Raw genomic sequence first — 13,877 nt, 5'->3', positions numbered from 1 at the left:
GGACGTATGCCACGAACACCTGGTAACCGGCATCTGGGGATCCCCCCGGATCCACACCCCGACAAGTGGAGGGCTTCCATCGTGGCAGTCAACATCAAGCCACTCGAGGACAAGATCCTCGTTCAGGCCAACGAGGCCGAGACCACGACCGCTTCCGGTCTGGTCATCCCTGACACCGCCAAGGAAAAGCCGCAGGAAGGCACCGTCGTCGCAGTTGGCCCCGGCCGCTGGGATGAGGACGGCGAGAAGCGGATCCCCCTGGACGTTGCCGAGGGCGACACCGTCATCTACAGCAAGTACGGCGGCACCGAGATCAAGTACAACGGCGAGGAGTACCTGATCCTGTCGGCCCGCGACGTGCTGGCTGTCGTCTCCAAGTAAAAGCACTCGTGTCCCGCCCCGGAGATCCCCGTACGCGTACGGGCGATGTCCGGGGCGGTATGCGTGATAAGGAAAGACATCTATGAGCAAGCAGATTGAGTTCAACGAAACTGCGCGGCGTGCCATGGAGGCCGGTGTCGACAAGCTCGCCGACGCCGTCAAGGTGACCCTGGGGCCGCGCGGTCGAAATGTGGTGCTCGCCAAGGCGTTCGGTGGACCGCAGGTCACCAACGACGGTGTCACCATCGCCCGCGAGATCGACCTGGAAGACGCATTCGAGAACCTCGGTGCCCAGCTGGTCAAGTCCGTCGCCACCAAGACCAACGACGTCGCCGGTGACGGCACCACCACCGCGACCGTGTTGGCGCAGGCTCTGGTCAAGGCCGGGCTGCGCAACGTCGCCGCCGGTGCCAACCCCATCGCGCTGGGTTCCGGCATCGGCAAGGCCGCCGACGCGGTGTCCGAGGCCCTGCTGGCCGCCGCCAAGCCGGTGTCCGACAAGACCGCCATCGCGCAGGTCGCCACGGTCTCCTCGCGTGACGAGCAGATCGGCGAGCTGGTCGGCGAGGCCATGACCAAGGTCGGCCACGACGGCGTGGTGACCGTCGAGGAGTCCTCGACGCTCAACACCGAGCTGGAGATCACCGAGGGCGTCGGCTTCGACAAGGGCTTCATCTCGGCCTACTTCGTCACCGACTTCGACCTGCAGGAAGCAGTGCTCGAGGACGCGGTGGTGCTGCTGCACCGCGACAAGGTCAGCTCGCTGCCCGACCTCCTGCCGCTGCTCGAGAAGGTCGCCGAGGCAGGCAAGCCGCTGCTGATCGTCGCCGAGGACGTCGAGGGCGAGGCGCTGTCGACCCTGGTCGTCAATGCCATCCGCAAGACCCTCAAGGCCGTCGCGGTCAAGGCGCCGTTCTTCGGTGACCGCCGGAAGGCGTTCCTGGAGGACCTCGCCATCGTGACCGGCGCCCAGGTCGTCAACCCCGACGTGGGCCTGACGCTGCGCGAGGCCGGCCTGGAGGTGCTGGGTTCGGCGCGACGCGTCGTGGTCAGCAAGGACAGCACCGTGATCGTCGACGGCGGCGGCTCCAAGGACGCCGTGGCCGACCGGGTCAAGCAGCTCAAGTCCGAGATCGACACCACCGACTCCGACTGGGACCGCGAGAAGCTGCAGGAGCGGCTGGCCAAACTGGCCGGCGGCGTCGCGGTGATCAAGGTCGGCGCGGCCACCGAGACCGACCTCAAGAAGCGCAAGGAAGCGGTCGAGGACGCCGTCGCGGCGGCCAAGGCTGCGGTCGAAGAGGGCATCGTCACCGGTGGTGGCGCGGCACTCGTGCAGGCTCGCGCCGCTCTCGACAAGCTGCGCGGTGAGGTCAAGGGCGACGAGGCCATCGGTGTCGAGGTGTTCTCGTCGGCGCTGTCGGCCCCGCTGTACTGGATCGCCACCAACGCCGGGCTGGACGGCTCGGTCGTGGTGAACAAGGTCAGCGAATTGGGCAACGGGCACGGCTTCAACGCCGCGACGCTGGCCTACGGCGACCTGGTCGCCGACGGCATCGTCGACCCGGCCAAGGTGACCCGCTCGGCAGTCCTCAACGCCGCATCGGTGGCCCGGATGATCCTGACCACCGAGACCGCAGTCGTGGACAAGCCTGCTGAAGAGGCCGACCACGGCCATCACCACGGGCACGCCCACTAGGTAGTGCGTACGAAACACCCCCGGTCCCGTTGGGCCGGGGGTGTTTTCGTTGGGCCCCGAAGTGAGTTACGCCGATAGCAGCATGTGCTCGGTGCGCTCGGTTTTGGTTGGTCGGGTCGCCTCGTCGCCGACGAGCACGGTCATCGTCGTCGCCCGCGCGACCGAGCGATTCTCGCCGCGGTAGTTCTCGAGATATCGATCGATCTGATGCTGGTGAAGCGGCGTCGAGAAGATGCTCACCGGGCTCGTCGCCTCGGCGGTAAACCCGGCCTTCGCGAGCTTGCGAGACGCCGCCACGAAGCCGGTGACCGAACCGGCGAGGCAGCCGATCAGGCCGATACCCAAGACGATGGCCAGGCCACTGATTCCGGTGGCCAGAGCCGCGACGAACAGTCCGAGCATGACGAAAGCCATGAGCAGCAGGGCGTAGCCCAGCGCGGACATAGGGAAGGCGGGAAGGCGCCTCGAAACGGTCATCGATCTCATCTCCAATCCATAGATCACGTCGATCACTACGCTACGCGTAGCGTAGTGATCGCTACGATCAGCGTAGCGTATCTTTGACCTCGAATATTCCCGTGCCAGCGGACAGGAGAGCGCGCATGTCGCCGCAGCAACGCGTCGAAGACGGTATTGCGGACTCCACGCTGCACCTCTTGCGTACCGGCGGCCCGCGGGCCGTCACCGTCGAGGCGGTTGCGGGACATTCGGGATTTGCGAAGACCACCATCTACCGGCGACATCCCAACCGGCGGGACATGCTGACGAGCGCCTTATCGCGGGTTGCGTCGCCGACTCCGCTGGACGCAGGGACGGGAGCGGCCGAGCAGCTGCGCTGGCTCATCGATCACGCGATCGAGACCGTCGAGTACGGCATCGGCCTCGGCGGCTTTGCGGCCCTGCTCACCGAGGACGACCCGGAATTCACGACTGTGTTCCGGCAGATCCTCGGCCAACAACGCGCGAAGCTGACGGCGGTCATCGAGACGGCCAAAGCCGAGGGCTCGATGCGGGCAGACTTCGACACCGCGACGCTGATCGATGCGATTGTCGGCGCATACATCGCAGAGCACGCACGCACGGGATTAGCCGAAGACGGGTGGAGACAGCGGCTGTTCCAGCTGTTCTGGCCAGTGGTACGGCTGACATCTGAATCCAACCAGACCGCCGTCGTGGACAAGCCTGTCGAAGCGGCCGACCACGGCCACGCCCACTAGGTAGTGCTTCGAAACACCCCCGGCCAGCAGGTCGGGGGTGTTTTGTTTCGGCATGGACCGGATCTTTCAATCGATGTGGGACCGGTACGGGCCGACGTACTCGTGGGCGATCTGCGTCCTCGTATACCTTGCGGGGCTGTCGGTCCACCTGGCCTACCCGTTGATCATCGTCGCCTTCGAGGGATCCGATCGCTACGTGCAGGCGGCTGTCATCACGTGTATCGCCATGCTGGTGCGGGTCTACCTGATGGTTCTGCCCGGCTCGAAGCGGTTGCGCCTGATTGAAAGGTGGGCAGCAGGCCGCACGGTCGATGCGAAGGAGGCGTTGGCGGCCACCTATGTCTACGCACGGAGCACGACTGTCCGAGTACTCGCAACCGACATCGTCTGGACGCCTTGCGTCGCGGTCGTTGTGGGTATCGTCGCGGGCGCCACCGGGTGGCGACTGGTCCAATACGCGATTGTCGGCGCGGCCTACGGGGCGGCTACCGGGGTGTTCGGAGTGCACAGCTTCAGCGAGGGATCGCTGCGGCCGGCCAGGACCGCCATCGCCGGTGACACGGGAATCGGCGATTCCCTGCCACGCGCTCACCCGACTTTTGCCCTGTGGTCGCACGTCACCATGATCGCGATGGCGTTCGGATTCTCCACCGGCGCCGCGATCACGGCATCGGTGATCGACCGCGCTCGCGAGGACCCCATCGTGTCCTTGGCTATCGGGTGTGCGCTGACCCTCATCTCGGGGCCGGTCGCGGTCATGGCGATCGCACCCTTCTTGCGACCGATACGCGATCTCGCCGAGGGCACTGAACGTGTTGCCGACGGTGACTACAGCCAACGTCTGCCCGTGGTCCAAGACGACGACTTGGGCGCGCTGTCGGCGTCATTCAACCGGATGCAGGCCGGTTTGGCTGAGCGGCAACGACTTCAGCTGGCATTCGGCAGCTATGTCGACCCCGCGCTGGCAGCCCGGTTGCTCGCACAGAGCGATGACGTGTTCACTGGCGAGCGCCGTGAGGTGACGGTGATGTTCATCGATGTCCGTGACTTCACCTCGTTCGCCGAGGCGAACACTGCCGAGGACACGGTGTCCCGACTCAATGCGTTGTTCGAGATCGTCGTGCCCGCCGTGGTCGACGCCGGTGGGCATGTCAACAAGTTTCTCGGGGATGGCGCCTTGGCCGTGTTCGGCGCTCCCAACGACCTTGCGGGGCATGCCGATGCTGCGGTGCAGACCGCCGTTCTGATTCAGCGGCGCGTTGCTGCGCGCTTTGGCGGTGAGCTACGGATCGGCATCGGGATCAACAGTGGTCCCGTGATCGCCGGCACGATCGGCGGCGGAGCCAAACTCGAGTTCACCTTGATCGGGGACACCGTCAACGTCGCGGCCCGGGTCGAGCAGCTCACCAAGACCACCGGCGAGACGATCCTGGCCACCCAGCAGACCATCGACGCTCTGGAATCTCGACCGGTCGGACTGGTCGACCGCGGATCGCATGCGATCAAGGGAAAGTCAGCCACTGTCCCGATTTTCAGCATCGATCCGGCACTCGATAGCCTCGGTTGACCTGGTTCCGTACGTGCTCACGAATTCGCGTATCCCGTTGGAGGCGAATCGGTTATCGGACTGATACCGCGACACATGTTGCGGCGGAGCCGGCTTTGATGCCACCTGGGCAAGAATTCGGGCATGACGGTACCGCGGGAGTCACCGCGTGGGATCTCGCGTCAGACATTCCTGCGCGGCGCCGTCGGGGCGGTGGCCACGTCAGCGGTGTTCGGAACGAACCGGGCGCGTGCCGATCCTGCAGCGTCCGGCTGGGACGGCCTCTCCACCGCCATCAAAGGCCCGGTGATACTGCCGGACAACGGTCAATTCGCCTCGGCCAAAGCGGTTTTCAACACCAACTTCAACGACTTCGCACCGGCTGCGGTCGTCACCCCGACCTCGGCAGCCGAGGTGCAGCAGGCGATGGCCTTCGCTGCCGCCCACAACGTCAAGGTCGCCCCACGCGGCGGCGGGCATTCGTACGTGGGTGCGTCGACCGCGACCGGCGCCATGATCCTCGACCTGCGCCAGTTGCCCGGCGGTGTCAACTACGACGCCGCCACGGGGTATGTCACGGTGACGCCGGCGACCGGTCTGTACACCATCCACCAGGCTCTGGCCGCGAACGGCCGGGGAATCCCGACGGGGACCTGCCCGACGGTCGGCGCGGCTGGGCACGCGCTGGGTGGCGGTCTGGGTGCGCAGTCGCGGCACGCGGGTCTGATGAGTGATCAACTGGTGTCGGCGACGGTGGTACTGCCCGGCGGTACGGGTGTCATCGCGTCGGCCAACGAGCATCCGGATTTGTTCTGGGCGCTCAAGGGCGGCGGTGGCGGCAATTTCGGGGTGACGACGGCGCTGACCTTCGCGACGTTCCCCACCAGCGATGTCGACGCCGTGGGCCTGCATTTCCCGCTGGAGTCGTTCGCGCAGGTTCTGGTCGGGTGGCAGAACTGGCTGCGCACCGCCGACCGCAGTAGCTGGGCACTGGCCGACACCATCACCGATCCCGGTGGCGCGCACTGTCGCATCCTGGCGACCTGTCCGGCCGGCTCCGGTGACGCCACGGCGGCCGCCGTCTCCAAAGCAGTGGGACTGCAACCGATGACGGTGGAGAAGCACACGTTCAATTACCTGGACTTGGTGCAGTACCTGGCCGTCAACAACCTCAACCCCTCGCCGCTGGGCTACGTCGGCGGATCCGACGTCTTCCCCTCGATCACCCCGGCCGCGGCGCAGGGAATCGCCGCGGCGTTCAACGCCTTTCCCGCAGGTGCCGGTCGTCCGTTGGTGATCATGCATGCGCTCGACGGCGCGCTGGCCACGGTGGGGCCGGGGGACACCGCCTTCCCGTGGCGACGGCAGTCGGCTCTGGTCCAGTGGTACGTGGAGACCTCCGGTTCGCCGGCGGCAGCAGCCAACTGGCTCAGCACTGCTCATCAAGCGGTGGCGCCCTATTCGGTCGGCGGCTACGTGAACTATCTCGAGGCGAACCAGCCAGCATCGCGGTATTTCGGCGCCAATCTCTCCCGCTTGGCCGCCGTCCGGCAGAAATACGACCCGGGGCGGGTGATGTTCTCGGGGTTGAACTTCTGACGCGGCGGGGTGTGCCTAGGCGACGCGTCGGAGGTGCCGGGTCGTGCGGTCGGCTGCAGTGGTGCGGACATGAACGGAAACCAGTGAACCGCTACGTACGACACCGATAGGGCCGGGTCGCACAAAACGCGCCATGCTCGGGCTGCAGAGGGCGATTCCGGCGCTGGACTGGCGATAGCCGATCCGTACGCCGATTGTCCCGAAGGACAGCATCCCGCCCAGACCTGGCAACGCCGCGTACACCAGCGCCCATATCGACACCGACACCGCAACAGCGGTGACCGCGTCCGCGATCAGACCCCGCGTCGAGTGATGCGGTGAGCTTGCCTGGGTGAACGCCGGTGCCGCCGACTGCGACTGCAGTGCGGCCAGCAGCACGATCCCGCGGTCCACCTCTGGGCCCCTGTAACCGGCAAGCGGGGAGCTGCCGGCGGCGCCGGGCAAACCCGCCTGCAGGCTGCGCGAGGGCGCGACCAGATTCACGAGCCCACCGTCTGAGGTGGACATGAGCACCTGGCGCATCTCGACACCGGGGCCGACCGAAACACCCGGCGCGACCCAGACCCCTGGCGCGACCCACATGATGCCGAGTGCTTCGCAGACGTCTGCTGGTAGCTGCATGATGGCGTGCACGAGATTGTTGGCTGTCGCCAACGTCCGCACGAAAAGGGCGATGGTGAACTGGAGCGTCGGTGTCGCGGCCGGCGCAGCCGGCTGGGTAGCCGCCGTGGTGGCAGTGCCGACATCAGGCGTCGCGGTGACCGTCGTTGCGGCGGTCGACGGGATCGCGTTGACCGAAACCGAAGGTGGAACGGTTGGGATCTTGGGCGACGCTTGCGCGACTTCGGTGACGGTTGTCGCTTGTGCTGCAGCTTGCCCTGTGGTGTCCGGTGAGGCTGATGGTGTGGATGTGTTCGTCTCCGTGGAGAGCGTGGCGGCGGGTTTGGCGGTGCCTGTGCCGGAAACTGTCGTGGTCGTGACGTTGCGGTCTGTGCTGGTTGGGTCCGTCGAACCTGTGGTGGTGGTGTCCGATGAGGCTGATGGCGTGGATGTGTTGGTCTGCGCGGAGAGTGTGGAGGTGGGTTTGTTGGTGCCTGTGCCGGAGACCGTTGTGGTCGTGACGTTGCGGTCTGTGCTGGTTGGGTCCGTCGAACCTGTGGTGGTGGTGTCCGATGAGGCTGATGGCGTGGACGTGTTGGTCTGTGCGGACAGTGTGGCGGTGGGTTTGTCGGTGCCTGCGCCGGAAGCCGTCGCGCTCGTGACCTTGCGGTCCGCGCTGACGATGGCGTCGCCGGCCGAACCGGTGGAGTTCGCCTGGCTCGCGCCCGAGGTGGAATCGGACTCGGAATCTGCGGTGGCAACGGCACCGCTCATGGCGCTCATCAGGAGCACGGCCGTCATCAAACACGCTGCGGCAAGTCCGCGACTACGTCTGACGATCATGAGCGTCTCCCCGCAACGGAGCTTTGGTGTTAGCTGCTGGTAGCGAGGACCGAGTGTGACTTAACTAACAGCACGCTTAATATGCGACCAGTGCCTGTTTTTTGTCAACAGCCGCTAAGATGTCCGGCTCGGCTGAAATTTGCGGATCCGTCAGAACTGAGGCCCGGGATGTTGCCAGAGCGGGTGAACGCTGAGAGACGCCGTGCCATCGAACGGTTTTCATCGCCGGGTAGCGCACAATTCGGGCATGGTGTTCTGTGCGGTGCCGCCGACCGCGTCGGCCGTGTAGGCCGACTTCGGCGCGCAATGCTGTCGCCGAGCCCATGGACGCCCGCATCGCTTGCGGCCTGACCTGTAAGAGTCCAATGCTCGTGTCGTGCAACGGTGTTCGGTCGCCGTACGCCGCGGCGAATGGCCCGGCGACTCAGGATGTGATGTCGCCGATCCGCATGGTCGGAAGTGTTCTCGTGCTGGTGTTCTACGTCGATTTCGTTGCATTGAGAAACACAATGGCCGGGCCGGTTTTACGTTTGCGTCGATTTGTGTCTATGCGCCGCAAATACCGGATAGCCTCTGTGCATTCGGGTCGGCTTGGTCCTCCCGACTGCGGAAAAAGGGGGAAGCGGCGTGCGAATTACCCAGCGCTACCTGGTTTTCGGCTTGGCGATGACGATGGTGCCGGTCGGGCTCATCGCAGGGACGCCCGCCGCCAAGGCCGACTGCACGAGTTCGGGCTACGCCACCGTGTGCGCACAAGGAGATGTGCGTGGTGCGGACGGGGGACCGGTAGCCGCCACACCCGCCGTTCCCTATCCGTGCGAATACGACTGGTACTGCGGCAACGACTGGGATCTCGGGATCGTCTGGGACCCGGGGCGTAACAACATCGGCGGTCCGGGGCGTCCCGGCGGGGGTGGTGGTATCGGCCCACGTTGAGGACCTGCTTCGTGAAGTGTCGACCACCTGCCTGAAGGAGCCACATATGTTGCCAACCCGACTCACAAACCGCGCACTGGGTGCCGCGATCGCTGCCGGCGCGCTGACCGGTATGGCGCTGCTGGGCGCCGCGTCCGCCGTCGCCGACCCGCCGGTGCCGCCGCCGTGCACGGCCGCCGAAATGGCGCGCGTCATGTCCGGCGTCACGTTCGACACGTCGAACTACCTGAGCGAGCATCCCGACGTCAACGACTTCTTCACCGGCCTCAAGGGACAACCGAAGGATCAGATCCGGGACAAAGTCCAGAGTTATCTGGACGCCAATCCCACCGTCCGTGACGATCTTCAGCGGATGAGGCAACCCTCGGTCGACTTCCGCGATCGCTGCGGGCTGCCGCCGACCCCCTGACCGGCCCCGGTAATTCGTGAGCAATGGGCGGATTGAGCCTCACAGGGTTATGGCTGTTCCTGGTCGCGGTGCTCGCCACATCGGTCTACTTGGCGGTCTGCGGTGTGTGGGTGGCCAACAAGACGACATACCGACCTGATTCCAAAGAGCACACCGGATCCCTGTCACCGTTCTTGACGACCGTCGCCCTTGTCTACGGTGCCCTGCTCGGTTTCACGGTCGTCGTCGCGTGGGAGCAGTTCTCCTCGGCCGAAGCCAACGTCACCAATGAATCATCGACCTTGGCAACGATGTACCGGCAGACGGTCAGCTTGCCGGCGCCCGAGCAGGCTCCGATGCGCGAGCTGTTGCGGGACTACACCGCTGCGGCGAAGGCCGAATGGGGCAGTCGGGGAGACGGCGCGCCCAGCGCCGCGGCACGGACCGCAATCACCGACATGTACCGGACGCTCGGTCAGCAGCAGCCGTCCTCTGCGAATCCGATCAATGCCGAAATGCGCCAGCAGCTCAATGTGCTGACATCTCAACGCAATACCCGGATCCTCGATACCAAGCCCCGCATTCCCGGACTGCTGTGGAGCGGGCTGTTGTTCGGCGCCGTTCTCCTCATCGGCTTGATCGGTTTCACCCACCTCAGCAACCCGCTCAATCACATGTTCCTGTCGGGTGCGATTGCCATACTGCTTGGCCTGCTGCTGTTCCTGATCTTCTGCCTCGACCATCCGTTCGGGCGTGAGCTCGGTGTCACCCCTGCTTCATTCGACTATGTTCTGCAGGTTTTCGCCGGGGTCGACGACGGCAACTAGCGTCGGGCGGCCGCGGCTGGTGCTAGCGTCCCCAAGACATGGACGAACCGCTACTGCTGCGAGACCGCGACGAGCGCGGGGTCGTGACGCTGACGCTGAACCGGCCCCGAGCCTTCAACGCGTTGTCGGAGGCGATGCTCACTGCGTTGGGTGAGGCTCTCGACGGGCTGGCCACCGACGAGGCGGTGCGGGCCGTGGTGCTGGCGGCGTCGGGCAAGGCGTTCTGTGCGGGCCATGACCTCAAGGAAATGCGCGCTGAGCCGTCGCGTCAGTACTACGAGCAACTGTTCGCGCAGTGCACTGCGGTGATGCTCTCCATCCAGCGGCTGCCGGTGCCGGTGATCGCGAGGGTGAACGGTATCGCGACCGCCGCGGGATGCCAGCTCGTCGCGATGTGCGATCTCGCGGTGGCGAGCGATGACGCGCGGTTCGCGGTGAGCGGTGTCAACGTCGGACTGTTCTGCGCGACTCCGGGAGTTGCGTTGTCTCGCAACGTGCCCCGCAAAGCAGCCTTCGAGATGCTGGTCACCGGCGACTTCATCGCCGCCGAGCAGGCGCGCGCGTTGGGGCTCGTCAATCGGGTGGTGCCGGCCGACGCGCTCGACGGCGAGGTGGAGGCGCTGATCGCGAGCATCGTGGCCAAGCCGGCAGTCGCCATCGCCATGGGCAAGGCCTTGTTCTACCGCCAGATCGAGGTCGGTATCAAAGCCGCCTACGACGACGCGGGTACGACGATGGCGTGCAACATGATGGATCCGAGCGCACTCGAAGGCGTCGAGGCCTTCATCGAGAAGCGCCCACCCAGCTGGTGAGTCCGGCAAAGGGTGGTGAGCCCCTCGCTCAGGGCGTTACCGCTGTCGTGGTGATGCGGACCTCGGAGGTCAGGGTCTGGTGCACCGGGCAGCGTTCCGCGATGGCCATCAGCCGCTGCCGCTGATCGTCGTCGAGGTCGCCGATCAACTCGATCTCACGGTCGATCTGATCGAGCATCCCCGTTTTCGTCTCGCACTCCGCGCAGTCTTTGGCGTGGATGCGGGAACGCCGCAGGGTCACGCGCACGCGTTCCAAAGGCCAGCCCTTGCGGTTGGCGTACATCCGCACGGTCATCGACGTGCAGGCGCCGAGCCCGGCGAGCACGAAGTCGTACGGGTTCGGGCCGGCGTCGTCACCGACGGGCAGTGGTTCGTCGGCGATGAACTGGTGGCGTCCGGCGGTGATCTCCTGCGTGTAGGTTCCCGCGCCGGTTTCGATCACCGTCACATCGGTCGTTGCCATGACAGATCCTCACTACTCGTGTTTTTGGTGGGTCGAGGTCTCGATGAGCGCAGCCGTGCTCAGCGGCATTGTGCCGAGCTGCCGCTCCAAACGACTGGCGAGCGCCAGGAACAGGTTGGCGGTGGTCACGGCGTCGCCCAAGGCGTGATGAGGCGTGTGGACGGGCACGCCGATCTCGTTGGCCGCGTATTCAAGCGAGATGGCCCCGTCCTTGATCTGAACCTGAAGGGCCCGTGCGGCCAGGGGAGCGGTGTCGATGAACTGATTGGTGAGACGGCGGCCGCAACCGCGATAAGCGCGGCGCAGCAGCGTACGTTCGATGACTGCATAGTGGGCAATGATCGGGCGATCGCCGATGAGCGTGTGCAGTTGTGCGACCGCATCTTTGATGGGCGGCGCCGCGGCGAGGTCCTGGGTGCGGATGCCGTGGATACAGGCCGAAGGTGCCGGAACGGCTTCGGCGATGTGCACCAGGCCGTAGGTGGCCCGGGCCATCAGGATGCGTCCGTGGTGGATCGGGATGGCGCCATAGGAGATGATCTTGTCGCTGCGCAGGTTCAGCCCGGTCGTCTCCAGGTCCACCACCCACAGTTCGTCATCGCGCCACGATCGCGTACCGCTGCGGTCGCCCCGTCCGGAATTCGTGCGCGACAGCGGGTTACGCATGCTCGATAACGCTCAATCCGTACGGCCAGCGGCCGGCCACCTTCTCCTGTACGGCGGCGATGACGCGGAACGCGTCGCGCAGGTGGCGCAATTCCAGGCTGTCCAAATCGGACGGGGCAACCGTCGGTTCGATGGGTTTGCCGTCACGCAATGCGCGCATCTGGGTATCGACGGACAGTTGGTAACACAGCGTGAAGGCGGTCTTGAGTGATTCGGCATCGTCGACATTGAGCAGGCCTGCGCGGCGCGCCCGGTCGAGTCGATCGGTGGTGGAGCCGCTCAGGTCCCCGGTCTGCAAGGCCAGCGCCTGCGCCATCGTCACGATGGGGCGCATACCGGCCTTCTTGATGTTGAGGCGGTTCTTGTGTTCGCCGAAGTGGTCGGCGACGAATCCGCGCACGAATCCCCGTGGGGGACGGCTCGCGATGGACAGTCTGGTCAGCGCGCGGGTGAATTGCGCACGCCCCACCCCCGAGATCAGGGCCGTGCGCATGGGACGGGTCAGGATGGGACGGGTGATCGGCCGCGCGTCGAGCATCGTTGCGGCCAACAGGAGTTCGCCGACGTCGCCCGGATTCTGGCGCCAGCGTTCTGCCGCCGCCCGCCACCCGGACACCGACCGGTTGAACAACGGGAAGGACGCGTTGAGCCCCTGCGGACAGGTGCGCAGCCCACAGCTTTCCAGGGCCTCCATCACGGGTTCGGTTGCGGCGCTGACGATCGCCCTGTCGGGCTCGGCATCGTCGGGTGAGCGGGTGACCCAGGCCAGGGCGCTGTCGACGTCGGAGTTGGGCAGCGGTTCCCGCCGGCCGACCGACCCGAGCAGCATCCAGGCACAGTCCAGGTCGGGCAGTGGCGGCGAGGTTGCGGTCAGCTCGATGGCCTTGGTGACGATCGCTTCGATCATCGCCGCCAGCAGAGATCCGAAGTGATCGGCGGGCACCCCGGTGTCCCACAGCTCGAGCATGGTGGGCGTGAGCATGGCTGCGGCATCGCGCAATTGATCGAGATTGGTCGCCGCGCCCGTTTCCGTGCGGATCACCAGCGGGTGGCGGACTTCGCCGGCCACCATGTCGACCACTCGGGTGATGCCGACGGGGTTGCCGCCGGCACCGTCGACGACGACGAGGTGGTGAATGCCGCGCTCGTACATCAGCAGATACCCGGCGCCGACCGTGCGATCGGCCGACATGACGATGGCGGGCAGGGACGCGATGGTGTCGATGGGGGCGTCGATGCCGACCTCGCCGGTGACCACCCTGCGGCGGAAGTCGTCGTCGGTGACGATGCCGATGTCATCGCCGCGTCGGAACACCGCGCATGATCGGTGGTCGTCGGTCATCCGCCGTGCGACGTCACGAATGGACTCCGAGGGTTCACACCAGGTGATGGGGTGCATGACGTCGCCGATGGGCCGCTCGAGCTGACTGAAGGTGCCGCCGGAGGAGATCAGCCGGGCGCGGGCGATCTGATCGCCGTAGTAGGAGAAGGACAGTCGCTCGGGGTGTTCGAGGACATCGCGGGGATCATCGAGCAGATAACAGAGCGTGTCCTCGGCGGCGCGCACCGTGAGCGGCGGTGGCTGTCCGGAGAACACCGAGATGTGGCCGAAGGTGTCACCGGGACCGAGCACGTCGATGACGCGTCCGCGGTCGGTGACCTCGACGCTGCCGGTGCGGACAACGAAAAGTCGCTGCAGCGTGTCGGATTCGGCTTGGACGATGGTCGTCCCCGCGGAGAAGTACTCGACTTCGACGGTGGCCGCCAGCCGGTTTACGTCTTTCTCCTCCAGTCGGTCGTATGGGTCGTGGGCAGCCAGGAAGTCGGCGATGTCCTTGATGGTCCACCCTCCTGTCGCTGTATGGTGCCTGGTTGGCCATGAAGCACTGCGTCACAGTAG

The 13,877-nt window shown here is 65.7% G+C and carries 15 protein-coding genes; 10 read left to right on the top strand and 5 right to left on the bottom strand.

The window, feature by feature from the left end; all coding sequences use genetic code 11:
* Positions 1-78 precede the first annotated feature (78 nt).
* Together groES and groL are read left to right on the top strand one after the other, a co-directional pair.
* Positions 79-381, top strand: coding sequence for a co-chaperone GroES (groES, locus tag BTO20_RS27645; RefSeq protein WP_029367666.1), 303 nt, complete (start codon positions 79-81; stop codon positions 379-381).
* An 82-nt stretch (positions 382-463) separates the two neighbouring features.
* On the top strand, positions 464-2,080 hold the full coding sequence (gene groL, locus BTO20_RS27640; RefSeq protein ID WP_087079159.1) for a chaperonin GroEL: 1,617 nt from the start codon (positions 464-466) through the stop codon (positions 2,078-2,080).
* A 66-nt stretch (positions 2,081-2,146) separates the two neighbouring features.
* Here the strand turns inward: groL and BTO20_RS27635 are convergent, their stop codons facing one another.
* A complete protein-coding gene (locus BTO20_RS27635; RefSeq protein WP_157680340.1) occupies positions 2,147-2,593 on the bottom strand; it encodes a hypothetical protein in 447 nt (148 codons plus the stop codon).
* Positions 2,594-2,682: 89 nt separating this feature from the next.
* On the opposite strand from BTO20_RS27635, the gene BTO20_RS27630 reads away from it, so the two are divergent.
* The 3 genes from BTO20_RS27630 (at position 2,683) to BTO20_RS27620 (ending at position 6,442) form a co-directional block, all read left to right on the top strand.
* Entirely contained in the window at positions 2,683-3,297 is a 615-nt protein-coding gene (locus BTO20_RS27630) for a TetR/AcrR family transcriptional regulator (protein WP_087079157.1), read from the top strand.
* A 52-nt stretch (positions 3,298-3,349) separates the two neighbouring features.
* The gene (locus BTO20_RS27625) at positions 3,350-4,864 is read left to right on the top strand and encodes an adenylate/guanylate cyclase domain-containing protein (protein ID WP_087079156.1); all 1,515 of its coding nucleotides are present in this window, start codon (positions 3,350-3,352) and stop codon (positions 4,862-4,864) included.
* Between the two features lie 123 nt (positions 4,865-4,987).
* Positions 4,988-6,442 (top strand): FAD-dependent oxidoreductase, encoded by a 1,455-nt coding sequence (locus tag BTO20_RS27620; protein WP_087079155.1) that lies wholly within the window; start codon positions 4,988-4,990, stop codon positions 6,440-6,442.
* A gap of 15 nt (positions 6,443-6,457) precedes the next feature.
* Here the strand turns inward: BTO20_RS27620 and BTO20_RS27615 are convergent, their stop codons facing one another.
* Positions 6,458-7,105 carry a hypothetical protein gene (locus BTO20_RS27615; protein WP_087079154.1) on the bottom strand — a complete coding sequence of 216 codons (648 nt, stop codon included), beginning with the start codon at positions 7,103-7,105 and terminating at the stop codon, positions 6,458-6,460.
* A gap of 10 nt (positions 7,106-7,115) precedes the next feature.
* Here BTO20_RS27615 and BTO20_RS27610 point away from each other — a divergent pair, with 10 nt between their 5' ends.
* The 5 genes from BTO20_RS27610 to BTO20_RS27590 all read left to right on the top strand — a co-directional run bounded on the left by BTO20_RS27610 (position 7,116) and on the right by BTO20_RS27590 (position 10,848).
* Positions 7,116-7,928 (top strand): hypothetical protein, encoded by an 813-nt coding sequence (locus tag BTO20_RS27610; protein WP_087079153.1) that lies wholly within the window; start codon positions 7,116-7,118, stop codon positions 7,926-7,928.
* A 584-nt stretch (positions 7,929-8,512) separates the two neighbouring features.
* On the top strand, positions 8,513-8,821 hold the full coding sequence (locus tag BTO20_RS27605) for a hypothetical protein (RefSeq protein WP_087079152.1): 309 nt from the start codon (positions 8,513-8,515) through the stop codon (positions 8,819-8,821).
* 46 nt (positions 8,822-8,867) lie between these two features.
* Entirely contained in the window at positions 8,868-9,230 is a 363-nt protein-coding gene (locus tag BTO20_RS27600) for a heme-binding protein (protein WP_087079151.1), read from the top strand.
* Positions 9,231-9,253: 23 nt separating this feature from the next.
* Positions 9,254-10,036 (top strand): bestrophin-like domain, encoded by a 783-nt coding sequence (locus BTO20_RS27595; RefSeq protein ID WP_087079150.1) that lies wholly within the window; start codon positions 9,254-9,256, stop codon positions 10,034-10,036.
* 38 nt (positions 10,037-10,074) lie between these two features.
* Positions 10,075-10,848 carry an enoyl-CoA hydratase gene (locus BTO20_RS27590; RefSeq protein WP_087079149.1) on the top strand — a complete coding sequence of 258 codons (774 nt, stop codon included), beginning with the start codon at positions 10,075-10,077 and terminating at the stop codon, positions 10,846-10,848.
* Positions 10,849-10,876: 28 nt separating this feature from the next.
* Here BTO20_RS27590 and BTO20_RS27585 read toward each other — a convergent pair whose 3' ends face one another.
* From BTO20_RS27585 to BTO20_RS27575, 3 genes are all read right to left on the bottom strand, one after another.
* Positions 10,877-11,311, bottom strand: coding sequence for an OsmC family protein (locus BTO20_RS27585; protein ID WP_087079148.1), 435 nt, complete (start codon positions 11,309-11,311; stop codon positions 10,877-10,879).
* 12 nt (positions 11,312-11,323) lie between these two features.
* The gene (locus BTO20_RS27580; RefSeq protein ID WP_157680339.1) at positions 11,324-11,896 is read right to left on the bottom strand and encodes a 3'-5' exonuclease; all 573 of its coding nucleotides are present in this window, start codon (positions 11,894-11,896) and stop codon (positions 11,324-11,326) included.
* 73 nt (positions 11,897-11,969) lie between these two features.
* Complete coding sequence (locus BTO20_RS27575) at positions 11,970-13,769, bottom strand: putative nucleotidyltransferase substrate binding domain-containing protein (protein ID WP_232491276.1); 1,800 nt, start codon at positions 13,767-13,769, stop codon at positions 11,970-11,972.
* Positions 13,770-13,877 lie beyond the last annotated feature (108 nt).

It is taken from the genome of Mycobacterium dioxanotrophicus, assembly GCF_002157835.1.
In the GTDB taxonomy this organism is placed as follows: domain Bacteria; phylum Actinomycetota; class Actinomycetes; order Mycobacteriales; family Mycobacteriaceae; genus Mycobacterium; species Mycobacterium dioxanotrophicus.
This window is presented reverse-complemented; position numbering and strand designations above follow the sequence as displayed.

Excerpts from the sequence above, each read along its gene's own strand:
- groL (WP_087079159.1), top strand. The coding sequence starts at position 464 with ATGAGCAAGCAGATTGAGTTCAACGAAACTGCGCGGCGTGCCATGGAG.
- BTO20_RS27630 (WP_087079157.1), top strand. The coding sequence starts at position 2,683 with ATGTCGCCGCAGCAACGCGTCGAAGACGGTATTGCGGACTCCACGCTG.
- BTO20_RS27625 (WP_087079156.1), top strand. The coding sequence starts at position 3,350 with ATGGACCGGATCTTTCAATCGATGTGGGACCGGTACGGGCCGACGTAC.
- BTO20_RS27620 (WP_087079155.1), top strand. The coding sequence starts at position 4,988 with ATGACGGTACCGCGGGAGTCACCGCGTGGGATCTCGCGTCAGACATTC.
- BTO20_RS27610 (WP_087079153.1), top strand. The coding sequence starts at position 7,116 with ATGGTGAACTGGAGCGTCGGTGTCGCGGCCGGCGCAGCCGGCTGGGTA.
- BTO20_RS27600 (WP_087079151.1), top strand. The coding sequence starts at position 8,868 with ATGTTGCCAACCCGACTCACAAACCGCGCACTGGGTGCCGCGATCGCT.
- BTO20_RS27595 (WP_087079150.1), top strand. The coding sequence starts at position 9,254 with ATGGGCGGATTGAGCCTCACAGGGTTATGGCTGTTCCTGGTCGCGGTG.
- BTO20_RS27590 (WP_087079149.1), top strand. The coding sequence starts at position 10,075 with ATGGACGAACCGCTACTGCTGCGAGACCGCGACGAGCGCGGGGTCGTG.
- BTO20_RS27585 (WP_087079148.1), bottom strand. The coding sequence starts at position 11,311 with ATGGCAACGACCGATGTGACGGTGATCGAAACCGGCGCGGGAACCTAC.